The 22,024-nt window shown below is 37.8% G+C and carries 16 protein-coding genes and 1 pseudogene; 10 read left to right on the top strand and 7 right to left on the bottom strand.

Annotated elements, in window-relative coordinates:
* Positions 1 to 566: 566 nt before the first annotated feature.
* The 6 genes from BSF42_RS18730 (at position 567) to BSF42_RS18705 (ending at position 6,461) form a co-directional block, all read left to right on the top strand.
* Complete coding sequence (locus BSF42_RS18730; protein ID WP_095954629.1) at positions 567 to 1,073, top strand: Cas9 inhibitor AcrIIA9 family protein; 507 nt, start codon at positions 567 to 569, stop codon at positions 1,071 to 1,073.
* On the top strand, positions 1,070 to 2,386 hold the full coding sequence (locus BSF42_RS18725; RefSeq protein WP_095954628.1) for a PcfJ domain-containing protein: 1,317 nt from the start codon (positions 1,070 to 1,072) through the stop codon (positions 2,384 to 2,386). The genes BSF42_RS18730 and BSF42_RS18725 overlap by 4 nt, the downstream gene beginning before the upstream one ends.
* 470 nt (positions 2,387 to 2,856) lie before the next feature.
* Entirely contained in the window at positions 2,857 to 3,285 is a 429-nt protein-coding gene (locus BSF42_RS18720) for a single-stranded DNA-binding protein (RefSeq protein WP_095954627.1), read from the top strand.
* Positions 3,286 to 3,313: 28 nt separating this feature from the next.
* Positions 3,314 to 4,375, top strand: a complete 1,062-nt coding sequence (locus BSF42_RS18715) for a DUF932 domain-containing protein (protein ID WP_095954626.1) — start codon at positions 3,314 to 3,316, stop codon at positions 4,373 to 4,375.
* 239 nt (positions 4,376 to 4,614) lie between these two features.
* A complete protein-coding gene (locus tag BSF42_RS18710) occupies positions 4,615 to 6,108 on the top strand; it encodes a DoxX family protein (protein ID WP_095954625.1) in 1,494 nt (497 codons plus the stop codon).
* A gap of 77 nt (positions 6,109 to 6,185) precedes the next feature.
* The gene (locus BSF42_RS18705; RefSeq protein WP_095954624.1) at positions 6,186 to 6,461 is read left to right on the top strand and encodes a DUF6520 family protein; all 276 of its coding nucleotides are present in this window, start codon (positions 6,186 to 6,188) and stop codon (positions 6,459 to 6,461) included.
* A gap of 44 nt (positions 6,462 to 6,505) precedes the next feature.
* On the opposite strand, the gene BSF42_RS18700 is transcribed toward BSF42_RS18705, so the two are convergent.
* The 7 genes and pseudogenes from BSF42_RS18700 to BSF42_RS18670 form a co-directional block, all read right to left on the bottom strand.
* A complete protein-coding gene (locus tag BSF42_RS18700; RefSeq protein WP_095954623.1) occupies positions 6,506 to 9,151 on the bottom strand; it encodes a prolyl oligopeptidase family serine peptidase in 2,646 nt (881 codons plus the stop codon).
* A gap of 4 nt (positions 9,152 to 9,155) precedes the next feature.
* A complete protein-coding gene (locus BSF42_RS18695; protein ID WP_095954622.1) occupies positions 9,156 to 10,529 on the bottom strand; it encodes a RagB/SusD family nutrient uptake outer membrane protein in 1,374 nt (457 codons plus the stop codon).
* Between the two features lie 10 nt (positions 10,530 to 10,539).
* Positions 10,540 to 13,428 (bottom strand): SusC/RagA family TonB-linked outer membrane protein, encoded by a 2,889-nt coding sequence (locus tag BSF42_RS18690; protein ID WP_371616244.1) that lies wholly within the window; start codon positions 13,426 to 13,428, stop codon positions 10,540 to 10,542.
* 11 nt (positions 13,429 to 13,439) lie between these two features.
* Positions 13,440 to 13,484 (bottom strand): annotated as a pseudogene (locus BSF42_RS22855) (hypothetical protein); the annotation flags it as partial.
* 967 nt (positions 13,485 to 14,451) lie between these two features.
* On the bottom strand, positions 14,452 to 15,843 hold the full coding sequence (locus BSF42_RS18680) for a T9SS type A sorting domain-containing protein (protein WP_095954619.1): 1,392 nt from the start codon (positions 15,841 to 15,843) through the stop codon (positions 14,452 to 14,454).
* A 135-nt stretch (positions 15,844 to 15,978) separates the two neighbouring features.
* Complete coding sequence (locus BSF42_RS18675; protein ID WP_095954618.1) at positions 15,979 to 16,155, bottom strand: histone H1; 177 nt, start codon at positions 16,153 to 16,155, stop codon at positions 15,979 to 15,981.
* A 74-nt stretch (positions 16,156 to 16,229) separates the two neighbouring features.
* On the bottom strand, positions 16,230 to 17,927 hold the full coding sequence (locus tag BSF42_RS18670; RefSeq protein WP_095954617.1) for a helix-turn-helix domain-containing protein: 1,698 nt from the start codon (positions 17,925 to 17,927) through the stop codon (positions 16,230 to 16,232).
* 330 nt (positions 17,928 to 18,257) lie between these two features.
* On the opposite strand from BSF42_RS18670, the gene BSF42_RS18665 reads away from it, so the two are divergent.
* The 4 genes from BSF42_RS18665 (at position 18,258) to BSF42_RS18650 (ending at position 21,698) form a co-directional block, all read left to right on the top strand.
* The gene (locus BSF42_RS18665) at positions 18,258 to 18,950 is read left to right on the top strand and encodes a hypothetical protein (protein ID WP_095954616.1); all 693 of its coding nucleotides are present in this window, start codon (positions 18,258 to 18,260) and stop codon (positions 18,948 to 18,950) included.
* Between the two features lie 297 nt (positions 18,951 to 19,247).
* A complete protein-coding gene (locus tag BSF42_RS18660; protein ID WP_095954615.1) occupies positions 19,248 to 20,132 on the top strand; it encodes an AraC family transcriptional regulator in 885 nt (294 codons plus the stop codon).
* 32 nt (positions 20,133 to 20,164) lie between these two features.
* Entirely contained in the window at positions 20,165 to 21,343 is a 1,179-nt protein-coding gene (locus BSF42_RS18655; RefSeq protein WP_141248483.1) for a hypothetical protein, read from the top strand.
* 154 nt (positions 21,344 to 21,497) lie between these two features.
* Positions 21,498 to 21,698, top strand: a complete 201-nt coding sequence (locus tag BSF42_RS18650) for a YqaE/Pmp3 family membrane protein (RefSeq protein ID WP_216360291.1) — start codon at positions 21,498 to 21,500, stop codon at positions 21,696 to 21,698.
* Positions 21,699 to 22,024 lie beyond the last annotated feature (326 nt).

Below are 22,024 nucleotides of genomic sequence, written 5' to 3'. Positions count from 1 at the left end.
GATATAGGATTTGAATATTTTAATAAAAAGAATTTCTTTAAAAGTTAACATAGATAATTTTTTTTTCATTTTTAACAATCAAAATTATAAGCAATTATAACAAGAGGTCTATTACATATACATAACCTATTCAATTTACTTTCGTCATACTTTTAGAATGTATTGCTCCTAGTTATTCTTATAACTTCTCCTTAATCTGTCCTTTCTTCTTAAGTATCTTTTTTTCTTTTTAATTATTGCAGTAAATGATAATTTTAGGAGAATTTGTTTACGAAATCTGTTTTTTAGTTTTCGGTAGATCAATTGCAATATATTCGTACAAGGTTCTGTTTTCATTCAAAACGGACAAAAAGGGCAGCCAAGTTAGTGGCAGCCGTCTGCTGCATGCGCATAACTGACTCCAGTTTCCTTCCGTCATCCCTTCGGGACTTATAGCACTCCGCATCCATTAGCGGCCACTTGATCTGAGCTTTCTTTTTTTTCGTTTTTTCTTTTGAAAACAGTTTTCTAGGGCGGAGCGGGACTTAAGGGAAGCGAGTAGATGTTTAAGCCTAAAGAAATGAGTTATGAAAGGTTCAGACCAATTTAAGACCGCTATTGAAAATTACCTCAATCAGACAGCGCAGAGTGACGGAGACTTTGCACAGCATTACGCTAAAGAATCCAAAAATTTGGAGAGCTGTATCAATTACATCTTTGGAGAGGTAAAAAAGACAGGGCTGTGCGCCTTTGACAATCAGGAAATATTTGACATGGCTGTTAAGTATTACACCGATGATACCATCGGAAAGCCGCTGCCTGTAAGCGGCAGAGCTGTTGTAAGACAGTCTGCTGAACATGATTTGTTTACTGCCGCTCCTGAAGTGCCGCAGGATGCTTCAGTTAAGGAAAAGATTTCCGTTGCGCAGGATAGTTTGGTTGCGCAGGGCATTTCTGCTGATGAAAACAGTGCCGCTCTGCAGAATACTTCTCCTGAACAGACTGCCGCCGCTGTGCAGAATACCGCTGTTCCCAAAAAAGTCGCTCATGCATCAAAAAAACAGCCGCAAACCTTAACGCTCTTTGACCTATGATACCTAAAACCATCATCGAAAAGCAGATTTCAGGTTTGAGCGCAGCCCTTGCTCCTGTAACGGATAAGATGCAGCTGTGGGCGGAGAAAAATATATTCCTGAAATGGGGCGTGCTCTCTAGGGGAAAATTCCACTGTCTGCAGTGCACGCATGCTTGGAAACCTGATGCGCAGAAAGCCTGCTGTCAGAAGTACATGAACTGCACGGCGTGCAGGGGGAAACTCAGAATGCAGCATTACAATCAGTCGCATTTTAAGGAAATAGAATACTGGGCAGTGCTGCAGGTCTGCGGCGGATTTCAGGTTGTGCGCATCATGTGTTCGCACATGAACATGAAAAAGAAATTCCTGCCGACCTACTTTCATAAGGAAGTCATGCAGCACTGGATTAATCCAAAAGGGGAGGTGCGCACCCTTTCGCTGAGCACCAATGTTTTTTCAAGCAGTTCTGATGCATGGAAATATTACAGCCCTCTTGAAATTAAACCTAAAACTTTTGAAAGTTCTCCCAAATACCGCATCAATCCTTTTAAGATTTATTCCTGCACAAAGGCACTTCCTGTGATTAAGAGAAACGGTTTCAAAGGAAAATTTTACGGCATAGCACCGCAGGTTCTTTTTACGGCGCTGCTTAAAGATTCGCATGCTGAAACACTGCTGAAGAATGGTCAGACCGATTTTCTGCATCATTATCTGGTGTCGCACTCGCAGTATATCATAAAGAACTGGCAGGCGGTAAAAACCTGCGCGAAGAACAATTATAAGATAACAGATTTTACCATGTGGGAAGATTACATCAGTCTGCTCAGATGGTTTAAAAAGGATTTGAATAACGCCAGTAATGTTTGCCCCGAAAATTTAGAGCAGGAGCATGACAGGCTAGTGGACAGGAAACGCATTATTCAGAGACGCCTGCATATTAAACAGCTTCGGGCTGAAATACAGCAGGCGCAGGGTTCTTATGAGCAGGATAAGAAGCAGTTCTTCGGACTGGAGTTCACAAAGGAAAATCTCAGCATCAATGTAATAGAAAGCGTGCGTGATTTTCTCAACGAGGGCGATACGCTGCGCCACTGCGTATTTACAAATGAATATTATAAAAAGAGCAGCTCGCTTATTCTTTCGGCTAAATATGAAAATATTCCTGTCGAGACTATAGAAGTGGCGCTGCCCTCACTGGAAATCGTGCAGTGCAGGGGAAATAAAAATAAATCGTCACCGCATCACAAAAAGATTCTGAAACTTCTCAATGAGAATCTGTATCAGATTAAAAAACGCCTGAAAAGCAGGAAGCATGCTAAAGCCGAAAATTAGTTTTCGGCTTTTTAACCCTTTTCCGGCGAGCAGATACTTGAAGGCGCATATTGTTTCAGACTTTCAGGACTGGTTCTATTTTAAGGCTGGATTTTAAATATGCTTGTCTGAATGGCAGTAAGCGTGAATACTGTTTAAAAAAGAGCCGTTTGTTAATGTACTGTTTTCATTCAAAACGGCTAAAAAGGGCAGCCAAGATAGCGCCAGCTGTCTGCTGCATGCGCATAACAGACTCCAGTTCCTTGCGTCAGCCCTTCGGGACTTATAGCACTCCGCATCCTTTAACTACCGCTTGATCTCTGCTTTCTTTTTTTTCGTTTTTTCTTTTGAAAACAATTTTTTTTAAGGGAGCGGAGCGGGAGTAAGGGGAACAGCGGATCAATCGTTACTGATTATGTTTTATATGATTTAAAACTATTCATAGTGTTAATCGGTGGTTAAATATTTATTCATTTTTAAATTTTAAAGTTATGGAAATTACAGGAAGAGTTACGGCAGATGCAGTAGTGCGCAGAGTGGGAGAAAAAGAAGTTTTGAGTTTCAGTATAGCGGTTAATGACCGTTATAAGACAGCAGGAGATTCAGAATTTAAACAGGTGACGACTTTTATTAACTGCTCTTATTGGATTACTGTGAAAGCGGGGCAGTGGATTAAAAAAGGGGCGGTGGTGCTTTTAAATGGAAGATTAGGTATGCATGTGTATATCAACAATGAAGGCAATCCGATCGGAAGCATTGATTTTCATGTTAATGCAATCAATATTCTTGCTTTTGCAAAAAGAAGCAGTGATAAAGCAGTTGTTGATGCTGATGAAAGTGCGGTTAAAGTGCAGAAGGGAAACAGCAGAAGTGCTGTTAAGAAGGGAAATAATAAGGCTGGAGAAGAAGTGCCTTTTTAATGAATGTTTAACTTAAAAATCAGAAATCATGGCACATCATATTTATTTTAATGATCAGACAGGGAGACACAGTTTTTTCAGCGTGAAGGAAAAACCATGGCACAATCTTGGGCAGTTAGTGGAAGAGTACCCGACAAGCGCCGAAGCAATAGCGCATGCAGGATTGGATTTTGAAGTGGAGAAAAGAAGGCTTTTTACGCCTTCTGCTCCAATTGTAACGCAGGACTTTATTACTGCAGGGAGGCTTGATATACCAGATTACTGCAGTACGGTACGCACTGATAATGATACGGTGCTTGGTGTGGTGGGAAAAGATTACCATATCGTGCAGAACAGGGATGCTTTTTCTTTTTTTGACAGTATAGTGGGCGGTGACGGGATTTTATACGAAACCGCTGGGGCTTTGGGAAATGGCGAGAAAATTTTTATCACTGCAAAACTGCCTGACTATATCCGCGTAGGAAAAGATGATCTGATTGAAAAGTATCTTTTCCTTACCACCTCACATGACGGAAGCGGGAGCATTACGGCAGCTTTTACTCCAATTAGAATTGTATGCGCCAACACACTTAACGCAGCCATGCAGTCTAAAACCAATACGGTGCGTATTCGCCATACTTCAAATGGAAAAGACAGGTTGGCGCAGGCGCATAAAGTAATGGGTATTTGTGATACAATGGCTGGCAGTATTGAAGCCGTTTTTAATTACTGGACAAGAAGCCGCATAGCAGATAAAGAAGTTAAAAAACTTATCCAGCATGCAATGGCACCCAGCAGGGAAGTATTGAAAAAACTGCAGGAAGGAAGAAATGAGCAGTTATCGGCCTGTTTTAATAATATGGTAGATAATGTTTTTGAATATGCTATGAGCCATCCCACACAGCAAACTGATACTACAAAAGGAACTGTTTTTGGCGCTTATAATGGCGTGACGGGATATTTTCAGAATGTAAGGAAATATAAAGATGATGAGGCAAAACTATCCTCCATCCTTATGGGCGGAACTGCTCAGCTGCGCGGACAGGCAGCATTTAATTTATGTCTTGATTTTGCTGTTAAAGGGTTTAGTTCTTACGTAGTGCAGAATTGATTTTTTTTTTAGATTTCAATACAGGCAGTTTAGGCTGTCTGTATTTTTTTGTGCTGGATGCGCTGCAAATCTAGCCGATTTACAGCGCGTTTATATTTTACAGCTATTTTTATTTCATTAAGTCTGTTTTTGAAAAATTTATATCTGTTTTGGATAACGAATGATAAATCTTACGTTTTTAAATTTGTATAGCATTAGTGAAACAGTGATATAGAACTCTTTATTTTAAATCAAAGACTATGAAGTGGAGTACAAGTATAAGAAAAATAATCATCGAAGTAATATGTTATTTTTTTGCTTCACTGTTTGTTTACGCGGCGGTAAGTAAAATACTGGAGTTTGATAATTTTCAGGCGCAGCTTGGACAGTCTGTCATTATAGGGGCTTATGCGGGACTGGTATCATACGGAATTTTAACAGCGGAACTTGCAGTTGCTGTTCTACTCGTTATTCCAAAATACAGGTCGGTGGCTTTAATTTTTGCTTTTATATTAATGGCATCTTTTACGGTCTATATTTTTATTATTCTAAATTTTAGTCCTAGCATTCCATGCTCCTGTGGCGGTATTCTAGAAAAGATGGGATGGAAAGAACATCTAGTGTTTAACATTATGTGCGTTGTAGTAGCAGCTGCTGGATTACTGCTGCATCGTAGCGATTTAAAAAAGACAAGTTTAGAACTGCTGGTGATCTTTTGTACTGTGGCTGTAGTGCTATCCGTGATGAAATGGTCTTCTGATTATTTGATTTATAAAGAAAATCCCTTTATACGAAGATTTGTAAACAGATCCTGTGATAAGGTAAATGAAGCAAAGCTCCATAATAATACGCTATACTTTGCAGGTAGCAGCGGAGGGAACATTTACATTGGAGACCGTCTTGCTCCACTGCATCTGTTTTCTTATGATTCAGCACTGAAAAACAGAAAGGAAATTAAGATCCAGCTGGAAAGCAGCAACATACGATTCCAGTCGGTTCAGGTAAAGATAGCTGCTCCTTACTTCTTTGTTATGGACGGTACAGTACCGATAATCTACAGAGGTAAAATAGCAGATTGGAAAGCAGAACCAGTAATGAAAGATAACGGTTATTACTTTTCCAAAGCTGCAGTAATTGACTCATCCAGCATAGCTTTCAGGACACAGCTAAGACAATCAGGTGAGAACGAGCTTGGACTGTTTTCGTTCCGTCAAAAAGGCATGGAGCGCATGCTTCACACTGATCTGCTGCAGAAACAGATTGACGGTTTTTTTGACACTGATGGTATGATGGGCTATAGTGCGCAGAGCGGTACATTTGTTTATGTCTACTACTACCGCAATGAATTTATAGTTACAGATTCTGATCTCAGTTTACGTTTCAGGGGAAAAACTATTGATACAATTTCAAAGGCTGCTGTAAAACCTGTTCTGATTAAAAAAACTGGAGTACGTAAACTCGCCTCAGCAGTAACTGCCGGTAATAGAATCTTTGCAGTAAGAGGTAATCAGCTTTTTGTTAACTCATCTCTCATGGGGAGGTATGAAGCGGAAGAAATGTGGGATATTGCATCTATAGTAGATGTTTATAATCTTAAAGAAAAATCATATGTCTCCAGTTTTTATATCTATGACCAGGACGGCTCTAAGATGAGTGATATGCTGGTCGAAGGAAACAATGTATATGTAATTGCGGGCATGACACTGTACCGCTATAAACTCGATAGAAATCTTAAACTTAAACTTAAACCATAATAGCCTATTGGCCGATAGCAGGGCTAACGATTGAAAACCTGTATAAAAGAGTAGATCAAACCTAAAACTATTTTATTATGAATACAATTGCAAAAATGATTCTGCCTGCGGCAGTATTTGTACTTGCCAGCGCAGGTGCAATAAGCACCCAGTCAGATAAAGATGCTGCTTTAAAAAGAGCAGTAACTATTGAGAGAATTAAAATTAATAATTCGTCCTCAGACTGTGAGGAAGTTCCAGTTGATTGTACCACTTTTAATAATGGGCATCTATGTATGGACGATCAAAACAATCAAGTTTTTCGTCTAAATTCGCAGGATCAATGCAGTATTACACTGTATAAACCTGATTAATTCAATCATTTTAAAGTATGCGGCCTTGTAGGCCGCATATTATTTTATTGATGCATAAAACTAGTTTTTTCTTTATCAGTAATAAACATCCAGTCATCTGCTTTATCTCCTTTTAAATAATAATCAAACCATTGCATAATTTTATGGTTTAGATCTTGCTGTGCAGCGGGGGATGTTATAATATGACCTTCTTCTGGATACTGCAGCATGATGGCTTTTTTATTTAACCGCCTAAGGGCAAGAAAAAAAGCTGTCGACTGTTCAGGCTGTACATTGTTGTCATTTTTACCTGTCCAGAGTAAAATGGGAGTATTAACTTTCTCGGCATTGAGAAGAGGAGAATTTCTGATGTAAGCCTCCTTATTCTCATATAATGAACTTCCCATCCTGTACTGCTGGTTTTCAAATCTCCACGCCTCTGCATTATTAAACTCGCTGTTTACGGTAAAATAGCCCCTGATGTTATCCGAAATCCCTGCGCCGCTTACCGCAGCGGCAAAAATACCACTTTCGGTTAAAATGCAATTGGATTCGTAGCTGCCGAAGGAATGTCCGATTAATCCAATTTTTTTAGGATCGGTTAATCTTCTTTGATTAATGCTTTTTACGGCACTTTCTACGCAGTCTGAAGCGGATAAGCCGGGATTGCCTATTTCATATTCTATATCGGGAAGTAGCACAAAATAACCGTTTGCCGTGAAGTGCGTGATATTAAATCCAAAACCGCTTTTGAAACTCGGATTCTCATAGGTATGAACTTTCTGTGCCAGCTTATCGTAAATATATACGATCATAGGATACTTGATCGACGGATTATATTGAGCAGGATAAAATAATGCGCCTTTAACCGATTGTTTCTTTGAATTTTCAAAAGTAATAAATTCCGAACTTCCCCAATAAAAATGTTTTTGTTGCTCATTACTGTGAAATAAGACGGAGGGCTCGCTACTATCTGCCTTTTTGAATATAATTCTTGGAGGCTGATTAAATTTTTCGGACTCGAAAATATAAGAATCATTCTCTGCGGACTTAATGATGCGGCTGATTTTCTCATTATTAAAATACAGCAGTTTGATTCTTTTTTTATCAAGAACACCATAACCTGAACTCCCGCTTTTAGTATCATAAACTTCTAAAATTATCTTACTCCTTGTATCATAAACGTCACTGTTTGATCCATAGTAATTTGTTCTATCTGAGTTCTTTTTTGTCGCTGAAACTAGACGGTATCTAATTTGTTTTTCTCTTCCATTTGTAAGTCTGACTGCTGGTTTTCCATCGAGATTGATCTGCCAGATATCATATTGGTCGCAAAGCAATACTGATTTAACATCTTCAGACCAGCCTTGAAAAAGATATGGTATTATTTTTCTGTTTGAGCTTTCTTCAATTATGCTTTGAAAATTACTATTAATTCCTGCTGTTATATTAGTGTGTTTTTTTTCCTTAATGTCGTAAAGTATCCAGCTGCTGTTATTGTAATAACAGATATAACGCCCGCAGGGCGAAAAATTCATATGATAAGATAGGCCCGACTGCTTAGAAGCCAGTAATTCCTTTTTTCCGCCAGCTGTGCTCATAAGATAATAATCCATCGGAGCATTCAGGTCAAACTGTGGTTCGTACTGGGTAGGATCTGCCACTACGGCGAATTTCTGTGCACCAGTTAAAGCAATCCAATGTAATTTTTCAGTGCTTAATAAATTTACGTATTTGGTGTGAGGCTGCCATACGGCTAGAGAAGACTTTTTAAAGTTTTGTGCAAGTACAATTTCTGGAAAAAGGTATTTATCATCGGTTTTCCATATTTCTGCAATATCAGTTTTTACTTTTTTAGGTAGGGTGTCTTTACAGCTGAAAAATACAGCTGAATTATCATCTGAGATTTTTAAAGGAAGGATGTTATCTTCATATATTTTTTTATTCTCAAAACTGGCTTGAGGCAGATTTGTCAAAAAGAAAGATTTTGCTTCAAAGACACTATAAAAGCAGACAGCTGTGTTGCTTTTGTCAATTGTATAAAATGCCAAGGCATTTCCATCCTTTGACCACGTGAAACTTTTAATTGCGGTAACATCAGCTGTGATTATTTTTTCCACACCTAATTTAGGAGATAATTGAATAAGTCCTAGGCTTGAGAGCTTATTCCTCCGTACTGCGTACAGTACTGTTCTTCCATTCGGACTTATTTGATAATCGATAATATTTTCAATTTGTTTCAGGAGTTTTCCTGCATTTGTACGGATACACAGAGCTGAAGACTTATCGGTAAGGTATTCCAGTGTAATTAAAAATTTCCCATGTGAATCAAAACCAAATTTTTTTACACCAGAAAGATTACGGCTGTTTCCGTCAACAAGATTCAATAGTTGCAGTTCTTTGTTCTTATTCAGGCAGGCGAAAAATTCATCATTTGCGAATCTGCCGTCATAAAATTCAGGAAAAAAATATGAGATATCCGAATTAGTACTTCTAACGAAAAGAGTGTCATAGCGGGATTCATACTTGAGATAGTAACTAACCCATTTGCCTTGGCTGGAGATTTTGTCAGACTGAAGCCTGCTCCATAATTTATAATCTTCTTTGGTAAGCTGTCTTTGAATTAGATCCTGCCCCAGAGCGGGACAGGTTACTAATCCAAACATGATTACAGAAATGTTGCTGCAAACAAATTTTATATACTTTTTCATTTTTTTAATAGCCAGGATTCTGCGGTTTCAGAAAAGGATTTGATAAAAGCTCCTTTTCGGGAATCGGCCACAAGCTGTCTGTAGAATTCCATCCTGATTTAGAAACTGCTAAAACAGCATCTAGATTTCCAGTGCGTTTAAGATCAAAGAATCTATGCCCGTATTCGGTAAAAAATTCAACACGTCTTTCATTGAGGACTGCTTTTATTATAGCTTCTTTATCGGTTGCAGGAGTATCACCAAGTCCCGCAGTATTTCTAATCTTGTTTAAATCTTCTTTGGCTCCTATTAAATCTCCCTGTCTAGATCTAGCTTCAGAGCGGATGAGATACTGTTCGGCAGTTCTTAGAACGATTGAATATTCTACACTGTTTCCTGTATTGCTGTTTTTTTTATATTTATAGGCGTGCGTCCATGAACTTGAAGCGGAGCTGATTGTTCTCGTCCATTTTGTCTTTCGGAGATCACCTATTTCAAATGCATTGAGCAGCTGAGTGCTAAGTGTTCTGGTTGCAGGAGGTCCCGAATTAAATATAAAACTTATGCCTTCATCGGTATTGTTCCCTGTTCTTCTCGGCATGAGCTGCCAGATAGTGGAAGGGCTTCCTTTTAAAAATACAAGATCGAGATTGCTTTCCCATACATACAGCGGATTGTTCAAAACAGCTGATGCTGCATTGGATGCCTCTGCCCAGTCTCCATGGTAAAGATAAACTCTGGAAAGCAGAGCCTGGGCGGCAGCTTTATTAGGACGGACACGATCTGCAGAGATATAATCTGCCGGAAGCAGCGATACAGCTTTGACCAGATCTTTAATAATATTTGTATAAACAATTTCTGAAGCGGTTCTTTCTGCACGTTTATTTTTCTCATAATCTGTCACAGTAATATAAGGGATGTCACCAAAAATATTAACTAGATAAAAGTGGATTAAAGCGCGTGTAAAAAGTGCTTCTCCAGTTAATCTGCCACTTTCTTTTTCAGGGATTCCCATAGACTTCTCAAGTCCTTCAATAACGGCATTGCTGCAGTAAATCTGATGATAACTGTCATTCCAGAATGTGCTTGTTGCTCCAGCTGTGGGAAGCATGTCATTGGCATAAATAGCTCCCGTTTCTACAGCAGTAGTATAGTTAGTGAGCTCATCGGCATAAAGTCCCATATTGACAGACAGGCCTGATGACAGTCCGCAGAACATGCCAGTGTCCCGCATTTTGGAATAAATATCGACCATAGCTGCCTCGGCAGTCTTAATGTTCTCAAAGACTTTCACCCCTGTAAGCTGCGAAGAAGGCAGTTCTACATCAACGAAATTATCGCAGTTCAGCAGTATAAATGTGAAACAGCAGACCATAAAAGTTCGGATTATATTTTTCATTGCTTATCTTTTAAAATGTTAATTGTATTCCTGCGGTATAAGTTTTTAATGGAGGGAGGTATCCTGCAAACTTGTATTCTGGATCTCCGCCCTTAAATTTGGAAAAGGTGAGCAGGTTTTGCCCCTGAAGATATAGGACACATTTCACATCTTTAGAAAAAACCTGCGGAACCTTATAGGTTAATGAGATGCTTTTAAGTCTGATATAAGAAGCATCTTCCACCGCTGCATCACTAGTGGTGAAGCGGGAATATGCTGTGTTCAGTACACTGTTTCTTCCGGTGGTCAGATTCTGGTAACCCGCCGTATTATCTGGCTGCTGCCAGAAATAATTTAAATCGGCCGGCTGATTGAACATTGTACCAGGAGTGGCTGGGGTGTATGAAAATGATTTCTGGCTGACAAACTGAAAAAGGAAATCAAGCTGCAGGTTTTTGTAGGTCAGCTGGTTCTGCAATCCTCCGAAATATTTAGGATTTAAATCCACGAGATCCATCCTATCCGCAATTGTGAACTGTCCGTCCTTATTGAAATCCAGATAAGTGTAGGCATTTGTCTGAGGATCGATGCCTGTAAATCGGTACAGTTTGGTAATTTTTATCGATTCACCTACCAGATAGCGGTTTGCGTTGGATGAAATTTCAAGTCCAGGGTAAGAAACAAGTTTATTTCTATTAGCGGAAATATTAAAACTGGATGTCCATTCCAGATTATTGCGCTGCAAGTTAACTGTTCTGAGGGTAAATTCGAGTCCAGTGTTCTGAACCGCGGCATCCAGATTAGAAGTGAGGGTTGTAAATCCGGCTGTTCCAGGCAGCGGTATACCCACCAGCTGATTGGAGGATGAATTCAAGTAGAAAGCGCCTGTAGCAAAAATCCGATCTTTCAGTATGCCAATTTCAACGGCTGTTTCGAATTTTCTGTTAGTTTCCCAGCCGAAATCAGGATTGAAAAGACGGGTGGGGCGAAGTCCTGTAATTCCTTGATAAAGATTTGCAGAAGAAACATACGTATCCAGAAACTGGTAGTCACCAATCTGGTCGTTGCCTGTAATACCGTAACTGAATCTTAATTTTCCAAAACTTAATAAAGAATTGTTTTTTAGAAAGGTTTCTTCAGAGAATACCCATGCAGCGCCGACGGCACCAAAAGCAGCAAACTGCTTTCCTGGCCCAAAACGGCTGGAACCGTCTCTTCTCGCAGTAACATTTATAATATAGCGGTCGTTATAATTGTAATTGATCCTGCCGAAAAAAGCCTGATACTTGTAAATGGTTACATCGCTGTAATCGACAACTTTTACTGACGCTGATGCCAGGTCATTGATAAGAATGTTACTGGAAAATCCGAACCCAGACTGAAATAATCTGTCAGTAGTCTGATTTTGAAAAGTACCGCCCGCCAATGTTTCAAATTTTCCCTTTCCGATAGTAAAACTCCAGTTTAGCTGGGGTTCTATAATCCACGAACTTCTAAGTGTTAGATTGGTGTATATGGAAGAACTTTCACTGCCAAGTCCTAATGACGGGTTATTCATTGTTGAGGGCAGGGTTATGGTTTCATAATTACGCAGGTCGGTATATCCGAAACTTGATTTTAGCTGCAGGCCGGGAGTAATGTTATAGGAAAGCAGTGCATTGGCATTCAAATCATTTATTTTGGTTTTGAATTCAGATTCATTTGCAGCCAAAGGATTCTGCCAGCTGTTCTTTTCCCAGTTCAGGTTTCCATCTGCATCATATAGAGCGGGAGCGTTAGGAGCCAGAAGGCGTGAAATTCGTGTAAGATCGGTTCCGGGCTGAAAGTTTCTCTGTGTGGTATATACTGCTGAAAAATTAAGTCTGAATTTATCATCTTCCGAGATATGATTAAAACTGAAATGGGCAGTGCTTCTGTTGTATTTGAAATCACCTGGAACTACAGTAGTTTCGCTTCGGCTGTTACCGCTTAAAAGATATTGTGTTTTGACTGTGCCTCCAGAAACTGAAGCCTCAAGGTTTAGGATTTGTGCTGTTCCCCCAATAAGCTCTTTCTGCCAGTCAGTGTAACGGTTTTGATCCCAGGTGCCGTTGACATCATATGCATTGGCAGGATAAATTGTAATGCCGTCATTTACAAACGCCTGTTTTCGCATGTCAAGATACTGCGCGGTGTCCATCAGGGAAATCATCTTTGTTGCATGACCAATTGATGTAGAAGAGTTAATATTAAACTTTGTTTTGCCTGATTTTCCTTTTTTTGTTGTAATCAATACTACTCCGTTAGCACCTCTTGAGCCATAAATAGCTGTTGCATCTGCGTCTTTTAAAACTTCAATGCTTTCAATTTCGGATGGGCTTATAGAATTCAGCGGACTGGTCATAGTGGGTAAGGTTCCCGATGTTAAAGTGGAACCGATAGTCTCTGTCGAATAAGGAACACCATCTATAATATAAAGCGGCTGATTGGCATCAGTACGAAGACTGTTCTGCCCTCTGATTTTGATTTGGAAAGCACCGCCTGGAGATCCGCTGTCCTGAATGATCTCAACACCTGCCATACGTCCCTGCATAACCGCAAGAACATTTCCGACCGGCTGTTTTTCTATATCCTTTGAGGTGATCTTTGAAATGCTTCCGGTACGCGCTTTCTCTTTTACCGAATAGTATCCTGCATTTATCTGTACTTCCTGAAGAGTTGTAGTATCATACTGAAGTACAATGTTAATTTTAGTTTTTCCTAATAAAGGAACCACGGCTTTTTTAAATCCGATAAACGAAACGACAAGCGTATCGTTGGAATTAGCAGTGAGGGAGAACTGCCCGTTGTAGTCTGTTACTGCAGAAGAATTGGTTCTGCTTTTTACAGTAATTGAAACACCAGGCAATGGCGAATTACCATCAGTGACAGTTCCCTGAATCTGATGCTGTTTTAAAAAAGTTTTGAAAATCCGTTTGGAGTTTTTGGCTGATAAAGGTGAAAAAGACAGCAGGATGCCTGTAAAAATTAGGCAATAAAGAGCTTTTCCATCCTTGTAAAATGAAAAATAATTCATAATATTGGGATTGGTTAGTTAAATGGAATTTAATTGGCTAAAGGCTCTCTATACTAGTTTGGCGACGAGGTAGAGGGCTTTTTTGTGCTTAAAAAGATATTTAATAATTTACTTCACAGGCAGTAATATTTCATGGTTTAAAAACGATGACTACGAAAATTAGAAATAAAGAAGAATTGCTAAGAAAAGAAGAGTAGAAAAAATATATGGCGTGGGTTGTTCTCGACTCATAATGCATTAAAGGTACTGGAATGACCCGCGCGCAAACAAGTGAGCCCACGCCAATATTTATATGGCGTGAGCATTGGCACTTATCATCTTGCGCGCTTAAAAATTTTCCAGTTTTTTAATGCAAGTTTCAAAGCGAATGCTTCAAATATTTTTCATGAAGTATCGCAAAAATATGTATTTCATTACAAATATAACAAAAAAAATTAAAACGCGTATTTTCGTGCGCATTATTTTTTTTGCATTGCCTTTTCTTTGCGATAATGACCGATGCTAATAAAATAATATGTAATTATATATATAAGAACTGGATTGAATCTTATAAGTCTCAGCGCGCCTTCGGTTTAGATCACGGGATAGAAGAAAGTATTGTAAGAAAAATAAAGAATACTGCTCTTAATAGGGAAAACGTTAACTATAATATTCCAGTGAATACATTAAATAAAATATGTGAGGCAAAGAATGTCAAGCTTTCAGATTTTTTTAAGTTAATAGGTCAATAAAAATTATTTAAAAAATATCATTCTATTGTAATGTTAGGTATAAAATTTATTTTAGATTCTTTAGAGCTTTTTACTCTTCTACAAGTTTTTAATTGCAAATTAAGTTGAAATGCCTCATCACACAGGCAAACAAATTCTTTAGTTTAATTATTTTAGATTATTCTTTTATTACTTTATGGCTAGTAGATGCAAAATCGGTTGTGACTTTTAGGAAGTAGATTCCTGTAGGGAGATCTTCAAGTTTAAGAGTCGCTTTAAGAGCGTTCTGCGATTCTGTTTTAATCATCTTGCCATTAGAATCAAAAAGCACGGTCTGTATTATACTATATTGTGAATCAATATTTAAATTATCAGGAGTAGGATTAGGATACAATTTGATACTTTCATTATTTTTAATAATGTAGGAGGGAACGGATAATGTTACGGGACAGCTAATTAGCGTCGGTATGTTTTTATTAAGTGCGGTGCCATCACCAAGCTGCCCGTTTTTATTAAGCCCCCATGCCCAAAGAGATCCATCCTTTTTTCTGGCTGTACTGTAATAACATCCTGCATTAATTTCTTCCCAGTCCCTCTCCGTTCCAATTTGTATGGGGCGGTTTTTGTCGCTATTTGTTCCGTCTCCCAGCTGACCGCTGCTGTTTAGTCCCCATGCCCAAAGAGTTCCGTCATTTTTTATTCCAAGACTATGAGACCAGCCTCCGCTAATTTTACTCCAATCGTTTGCAATACCAATTTTTGTAGGCCTATTAGTTCCAAGACTAGTGCTTCCATTGCCAAGCTGTCCTGTTTGATTAAACCCCCAGCTCCATAATGTACCATCTAATTTTATAGCTAGTGTATGAGCATAGCCAGCATCTATTATATTCCAGTCAGTATCTGTACCTATTTGAGTTGGTACTTTTTTGAAGGTATTGGTGCGGTCTCCCAATTGACCATTACCATTTCCGCCCCAGGCCCAAAGTGTTCCATCTATTTTAATAGCAAAAGAAGATTCATAACCGGCGCTGATTTTAGACCAGTTCGCTGCTGAACCTATTCGAATAGGTACTTTCTCATCATCTCGGGTTCCGTTTCCTAATTGTCCGTTATAGTTTTGGCCCCATCCCCACAATGTTCCATTGTTTTTTATCGCGATTGTATGTCTTTGCTGTGTGCTGACTTTAGACCAGTCGCTATCTTTTGTAATCTGGGTCGGTAAAATTCTAGTGGTATATGTTCCATCGCCCAGCTGGCCTAAATAGTTATCTCCCCAGCCCCATAACGTACCATCTGATTTTATTGCAAGAGTATTGTACCATCCACAGGTAATACTAATCCAATTTGCATCACTGCCAATTTGTATCGGTTTATTTTTTTCAATTGTAGTGCCGTCACCGACATTTCCATAGACATTTGCTCCCCATGCCCAAATTGTATTATCTGCTTTTAAAGCGATGGTATGATTATATCCTGCACTTATTCCTTGAAAGCATTGAGCAGATGAGATGCTATAATTGGTCAGGATTATAATGATAGTTATAACTTGAAAGAGTAATTTTCTTTGCATATTGTTTTTTTACGAATTTCCTGTAAAAATATAAAAAGTTTTAATCTGTTAATAAAGTTTTGAAAAGCGACATCTTAAAAATAGAATATTAATAAAAAGTCCTTCGCAAATTGGAAGGACTTTTAAAAAAACAAACTATTTTTTAGATTCTTCGATCGAAACTTTTCTAAACTCTTTTAAAAGTTTTTCAATTTCTAAAGATGATTTGCGGGCTCTTGCTCCTGCAGCTTTAACTCCTTTTTCTGATAATGATTCAGATTCTGTTTTGAATGTTTCGATTTCAGCAACAATTTTTGCTAATAGATCTTTCATGGTTTTCTGTTTTTTTTAATTACAGCGCAAAAGTAAAAAGTAAATTGAATCTAGGCCATTATTATATAGGAGATTTAGAGTTTTTCTTTTTTGAGTTTTTCAATGAAATATGTTGGAGATATACCTGTACTTGCCAAAAAAGCTTTAGTAAAGCGCTCTGTAGTACTGAAACCTGCTTCTTCTGCTAGTGCTGCATAAGTGTAATTCCTGAATTTTGACTCCTTTCGTAACAGATATAAAATGTAGTCAATCCGAAGGCTGTTAATATATTCGGTTATACCTTTGTCCCTAGAATGATCTAGTACACTGGCTAAATATTTTGGATTCGTTTTAAAAGCAGTGGATAGACTGGTGAGATTCCAGTCTTTTTCCAGAAACCTATTTTCCTTCTCAAAATTTTCCAGATGCTTTAATAAATGGGCGGTCGTATCTGGACTTATATTTTTAAGGGGAGCTTTTTTTATTTTGGCTTTAGTACTGCCTTTGGCTGTATCAAGCTCTTGCATAAGCATCTGATAGTTTTTACTATATGTTTTTCTGGTTTTGTAGTGACGATAAGTAATTGTTACTGTGACAATAAACAATATCAAAATTATGCCTGCAAAAATAAGGTCATAGTATTTTTCCCAGAGCAGCTCTGCAGTAATGCTCTCATTTTCTTTTGCTATTCTTTCTTTTTCAAGTATGAGTTCTTTTGTATCATACTGTTTGTGAATTTTACCAATGATGTATTGATTAGTTTCTCTTAGAAGTGTATCGGCCTTCAAGAGCTGGTCAATGTAATATAACTGCTTATCTATATCTTTTTTGGTTTTATAATAGCTAATCATGAGTTCAAAAGACTGTCTCAAATCTGGTCTTAGATATTTTTTATCATTAAAGATTTTATCTACTTTCACGAAGTATTGCGCAGCTTTTTCCTTTTGCTGCAGTGACCAGTAACTCTTTCCCATATAAAAGTATCCAATAGCTTCATTTGCAAAATCATTATTTTTATTAATGGTTTCCATTGACGATTCGATATGTTTAATGGATGCCCCGTAGTTCTTTTTGAAGTACTCATTGATTCCTTCGGAGTGATTGAAGTAAGGAATCATTTCTTCTATTTTCAGCCTTTTGCTTTCTACTGAGCCCAGCTCATTTATTTCAGTACACTTTCCGTAATTTCCCAATTTGTTGTAACATAGCCCAAGGGAATGAAGCGTGTTTAGATAAGGTCTTGGATTTCTTTCTTTATAGTATTCGATACATTCTTGCAAAAGTGAGACTGCTTCGTCATAAAAACCAATATAGAATTTAGTCAGTGCTATACAGTATTTTACTTTATGGACAAGATATTGATCTTTAGTTTTTGATATGTAGCTATTTGCAGTCAGATAATTATCCATCGCCTGCTGGTGCAATTTCATTCCATAATAGGCAGTGCCTTTGCTGAGGTATGCAGAGCCGATAAGTGCATCATCTTTTGATTTCTTCGAGACATAAATCATGCTGTCGGTATAAGTCAACCTCAGTTTTTCAGGTGAGATCAGCATAAGGTTTTGGTAACCGTTTATGATTTCTTTCCAGTTCTGCTCTTTTTTTGCTTTATATAAAAAAGTAAATGCATAAACGGATGCACGCGAACTGTCTCTTTTAAGTTCATAAAATCGATCATCCAGATAGTCATAATCTTTATTTTTTAATGAATCGGGCGCGCTGTAAGTGCTTTTCTGTGCCGAGACTGCGCCATAAAACAATAGAAATAATAAAAGTAAATTTTGTCTCTTCATTGGTATGGGAGTTAGGGAGATTATGCAGGGATAATTCTATAACCGCAATGGATAATTCTCGGAATTAGTTTACTTTAAATAAATATAAAAATAACATAAACGATTGAAAAATAGTTTGTTTTTATGAGAAATGTACTATGGATTTCTCGAAAATCCGTACTTAAAATGCCGAAAATCCGTAGATATAGACTTGCGGGAGATTTTTAAGCAGGATAGATTTGTCATGAATTCAAAAGCAAAAACCTCCAGCAGGGTGCTGGAGAAAAGTTCTGCTTATCCGGATGAAAGGGACTCGGGAAGAAATTCCTGTTCACATTCAAACCACTAATCATGAAAACCATTTTATTATGCATTATCACATCAGTTTTTCTTATTTCATGTTCTACTAATGCAGATTTTGAAACAGCAGAAAATTTATTAAGTACAGCTGAACAAACAGCTGTTGAAAATCAGTATCCTGCAAATCGAGCTAACCCATTTGATTTAAAAGGCAAGAAACTGTATGAGGCTCTGGATATTTACTGTAAAAAGTACGACCCTGTTAATTCAGTTTCTGAACTAACTGCTCAGATTAGATTTGTTTCTGAAAATATATTTCAGAGCGGAAGTACAACAGGCAGGCTAATACCTTTCACCGATGAAATGGTGGAGGCTATAATGGATGATCCTGATAACAGTATGATCGTAATTGTCCAGAATAGTGTTTTGCAGCATTATGCAAAAAATAAACTTATTAGTTTTCTGCAACAGCTTATAATTAATAGACAGCAGGAATTCAGTATCACCAACAACTATATTACAGGTTATGAAGCAGATGTACTGGATGATGCGGTTTTAAACACTGAAGAAACTGAAACTATTTTGACAGTAGCTTCAATTTCAAGGTATTCGCTGTATTCTGAAGAAGATCGTAAGGATAAGGATTGGGACATACTTATAGGGAGTAAAAATGCAAAGCCTTTCTTTGAGATTAATGAAGTGTCCCTTATTTCAATAATCGCATTATTGGACAGGCTTATCTAGCTTATTACCTAATTAACATTGATTAGCTTATAAATGAAACTGCCGATTATATTATATATACTGCTTGTCCTCTTTAATCTTTTAAGCCTTTATTATATTGTAGGACTTTTTAGCTGGAATGGAATAGAAGATTTTTTGTTAAGCGGATCCAGAAGCGGGCATGCCAGGTTTATGGTCTATCTGCTCTATATCACTATGCTTTTAAATCTTTACTGTTTATTCTATATCGCAGTACGAAATTTTTTTGATGACTAGCATTGGCAGTTTCTTTAAACTATCCCTCAACCATAAGAAGTTATGCTGAAAGATTTGATTAACAGCGAAATGAATGAACCACCTTTTATGGGAGTAATGGTTTATATCATTAAAAAATATATTGTGAAATCTAGTCAAAAAGAATCTTTTATAGTAAGTAATTCAGCTGTAATACTGATAAAGTCTGGCAGATTAAAAATACAAACTAAAGAAGCAGTTCAAGATCTATTTGCGCACGATTTATTAATCCTGTACAAAAAAAGCAATGTTGTCGAATTGGATTCGCAGGATATGCCGCAGTTTTATTTGATTAGGTTTTCTTCAGAAAAAGACAGAATAAGTATTCCTTTGCAGGAGATGGCTTCTTTTTTAAATCTGAGTGGTCAGGAAGCTATAAAGATCAGTCTGGAAGAAAGCGATTATTTAGTACTCTCACTAGTCTGCAGGCTGCTTTATGCAGCGGCAAAAAATGAGCGACCGAGTGATTTTGAAATGGAACTTAGGCGTATCAGTTCTAATCTACTGATTTTTGAGTTGAAACTTATTTATACAAAGTATTTTACTGCCACTGAGCTCCATATTTCAAAAGCCGAAAAATTGGCAGGGCAGTTCTTAACGATTTTATCCATTCACTGCCGCAAACATCATAGTGTGAAATTTTATGCAGGAGTACTGTATGTTAATTCTGAGTACTTAAATAGAATGGTGAAGGAAGTGACAGGCAAGACGGCTAAGAAAATTATAACGGAAGCAGTATTGGCGGAGGCTGTAAACCTGCTGGATGATTTTAATTATACCATTGCTGAAATAGCAGATGAGCTGGAGTTTAGTTCTTCATCTTCGTTCAGTATCTTTTTTAAAAAAGCTATGTCCTGCACCCCCTCGGAGTATCGTTCGAAAACTGCCCAGAGATTTAAGAATCGTTAGCCTCGGTTATTAACTACCATGAAAATATGAAAATGATGATGAGAAAAACCTATCCTTTAGAATGGCTGGATAATTTGATATTGGAGCATCTTAATCCCAATAGAACAGCTATCAGCCAATTGTCAGAAACTGATCTGGCAGTTATTTCAGAAAATGTAGTGAAGGAATCCGGGAGGATTCAGATTCGAATTAAAAATGAAATATTCTCCCTTCGAAAGAAAAGGGAGATCCGTCTTCTGATTCGAAAGTACCATTCCTCTTTAATTTTTCTATTGGATGCGGTAGTGGATAACCGTAAAACTGCTGCATTTGAGGCTGCAGGTCTGGCAGAGACTGCTGAACTCATTATCGGCTGTCTTGACGAACTGCTGTCTTTTTTGGAGAATCGTTATTCTAACTATTTAAGTCTTGATGAAAGGGTTCCGATAACCTATCTGATGGTGTCTCGAAATGAGCTTGAACTCAAACTGAAAAAATTGAAAAAAAGCAAATGTGAGAGCGAGCAGGACCAGATTGTACTTGGGATTGTAATTGAGGAGCTATCTAATGCAGGGCTTTGTGATACCAATAGCAGGGTAACTTTCCGCCAGCTTGGGTATGAGAGAATGCTTTTGAAAAGTGTGCTGAGTCTGGAACATTCAGAAAATGCTTCAGCTGTGTTTTCCGCTTTTGACCGCCTGCTTATCAGTTTGAATTTTAACAGCGCCCAGTATGTAAACCTGCTCAAAGAAAGGCTCATTAGTAAGCTTGATGTAGGAGAAGGTGTGGAGCAGAAATTCAATACGTTGTCTTATTACTCTAAAGAACTGGGACAGATTGATTCCAATTATGCGATCACTTTTAATCCTGCTGCACAGCATCTTAAAATGGTGCTGGAGCAGTGGCTTAAATATGAGATGCTGTATCTGGAAAAGAAAATGGAGCGCAGTGACGCTTTAGCTTCTAAAGGGACAGTGGAAAATAAACTCGAGTGTGATTTGTCGGCCGATCAGATCGGAATTATCCTAAGGGCTGCAGATGAGGCGCGCGTAGTGAAATCCAGATCGATGAGTCTTGTTTTCCAAAGGATAGTACCTCATCTGTCCACTGCTTTTAAAAGGGATTTGTCGTATCAGTCGGTGAGGAGTAAGTCTTATAATGCGGAGGAAACCGACAAGAACACGGCTATTCTGACCCTGGAGAAAATGATTAAAAAAATACGATCGTATTGAACTTTGTGTAATTTTTTTTGATTTGGATTGAAACAAAAACACTTTTGGATAGTCTAATATTTAAATTACTGGAATTAAAACTTTCGTGAATGACAAACTATCCAGCTGTTTCTGGTACGATCACTGGATAACGATAAACTATAAATAAAGAACTATGATGACTCTTATTGCAATATTTTTTCCATCGCTGTCTTTTCTTTTAAGAGGAAAGATATTGACAGCCCTGCTGTGTCTGATCCTGCAGGCCACACTTATTGGCTGGATACCTGCTGCCATCTGGGCTGTGGTATCTCTGCAGAATTCCAGAGCGGACAGAAGGAATACCAGACTTATTAAGGCTATAAAATCGAGGTAAATATATTTTACTAACCTAATGAAGCCTCTGTGGACAATACCTGTCTGCAGAGGCTTTTATTTTACAGCTGAATTTTAAGCTGGAATATAGTACATCATTTTTTTTAGGTCATTTTAACAAGTATGGCGCATATAAAGTGTATTAGTTACGCTTGTTTTTTGCTTTGCAAAGCAGTAAGCAGCATAATGCATTGAAAAATATCGTTTTTATAACTGTCTCGTAATTAAAAGACTACATATTAAACTTACAAAATAGACTTTTTTTTTGAGTTTTTGTTCCACCCATTTTTAATTTTTCACACTCTTACTTACAAATTACATAGTGTA

Origin of the sequence: Flavobacterium sp. ACN6 (assembly GCF_002304005.1) — a bacterium.
Lineage (GTDB): Bacteria > Bacteroidota > Bacteroidia > Flavobacteriales > Flavobacteriaceae > Flavobacterium.
This window is presented reverse-complemented; position numbering and strand designations above follow the sequence as displayed.

Excerpts from the sequence above, each read along its gene's own strand:
- BSF42_RS18730 (WP_095954629.1), top strand. The coding sequence starts at position 567 with ATGAAAGGTTCAGACCAATTTAAGACCGCTATTGAAAATTACCTCAAT.
- BSF42_RS18725 (WP_095954628.1), top strand. The coding sequence starts at position 1,070 with ATGATACCTAAAACCATCATCGAAAAGCAGATTTCAGGTTTGAGCGCA.
- BSF42_RS18720 (WP_095954627.1), top strand. The coding sequence starts at position 2,857 with ATGGAAATTACAGGAAGAGTTACGGCAGATGCAGTAGTGCGCAGAGTG.
- BSF42_RS18715 (WP_095954626.1), top strand. The coding sequence starts at position 3,314 with ATGGCACATCATATTTATTTTAATGATCAGACAGGGAGACACAGTTTT.
- BSF42_RS18710 (WP_095954625.1), top strand. The coding sequence starts at position 4,615 with ATGAAGTGGAGTACAAGTATAAGAAAAATAATCATCGAAGTAATATGT.
- BSF42_RS18705 (WP_095954624.1), top strand. The coding sequence starts at position 6,186 with ATGAATACAATTGCAAAAATGATTCTGCCTGCGGCAGTATTTGTACTT.
- BSF42_RS18700 (WP_095954623.1), bottom strand. The coding sequence starts at position 9,151 with ATGAAAAAGTATATAAAATTTGTTTGCAGCAACATTTCTGTAATCATG.
- BSF42_RS18695 (WP_095954622.1), bottom strand. The coding sequence starts at position 10,529 with ATGAAAAATATAATCCGAACTTTTATGGTCTGCTGTTTCACATTTATA.
- BSF42_RS18680 (WP_095954619.1), bottom strand. The coding sequence starts at position 15,843 with ATGCAAAGAAAATTACTCTTTCAAGTTATAACTATCATTATAATCCTG.
- BSF42_RS18675 (WP_095954618.1), bottom strand. The coding sequence starts at position 16,155 with ATGAAAGATCTATTAGCAAAAATTGTTGCTGAAATCGAAACATTCAAA.
- BSF42_RS18670 (WP_095954617.1), bottom strand. The coding sequence starts at position 17,927 with ATGAAGAGACAAAATTTACTTTTATTATTTCTATTGTTTTATGGCGCA.
- BSF42_RS18665 (WP_095954616.1), top strand. The coding sequence starts at position 18,258 with ATGAAAACCATTTTATTATGCATTATCACATCAGTTTTTCTTATTTCA.
- BSF42_RS18660 (WP_095954615.1), top strand. The coding sequence starts at position 19,248 with ATGCTGAAAGATTTGATTAACAGCGAAATGAATGAACCACCTTTTATG.
- BSF42_RS18655 (WP_141248483.1), top strand. The coding sequence starts at position 20,165 with ATGATGATGAGAAAAACCTATCCTTTAGAATGGCTGGATAATTTGATA.
- BSF42_RS18650 (WP_216360291.1), top strand. The coding sequence starts at position 21,498 with ATGATGACTCTTATTGCAATATTTTTTCCATCGCTGTCTTTTCTTTTA.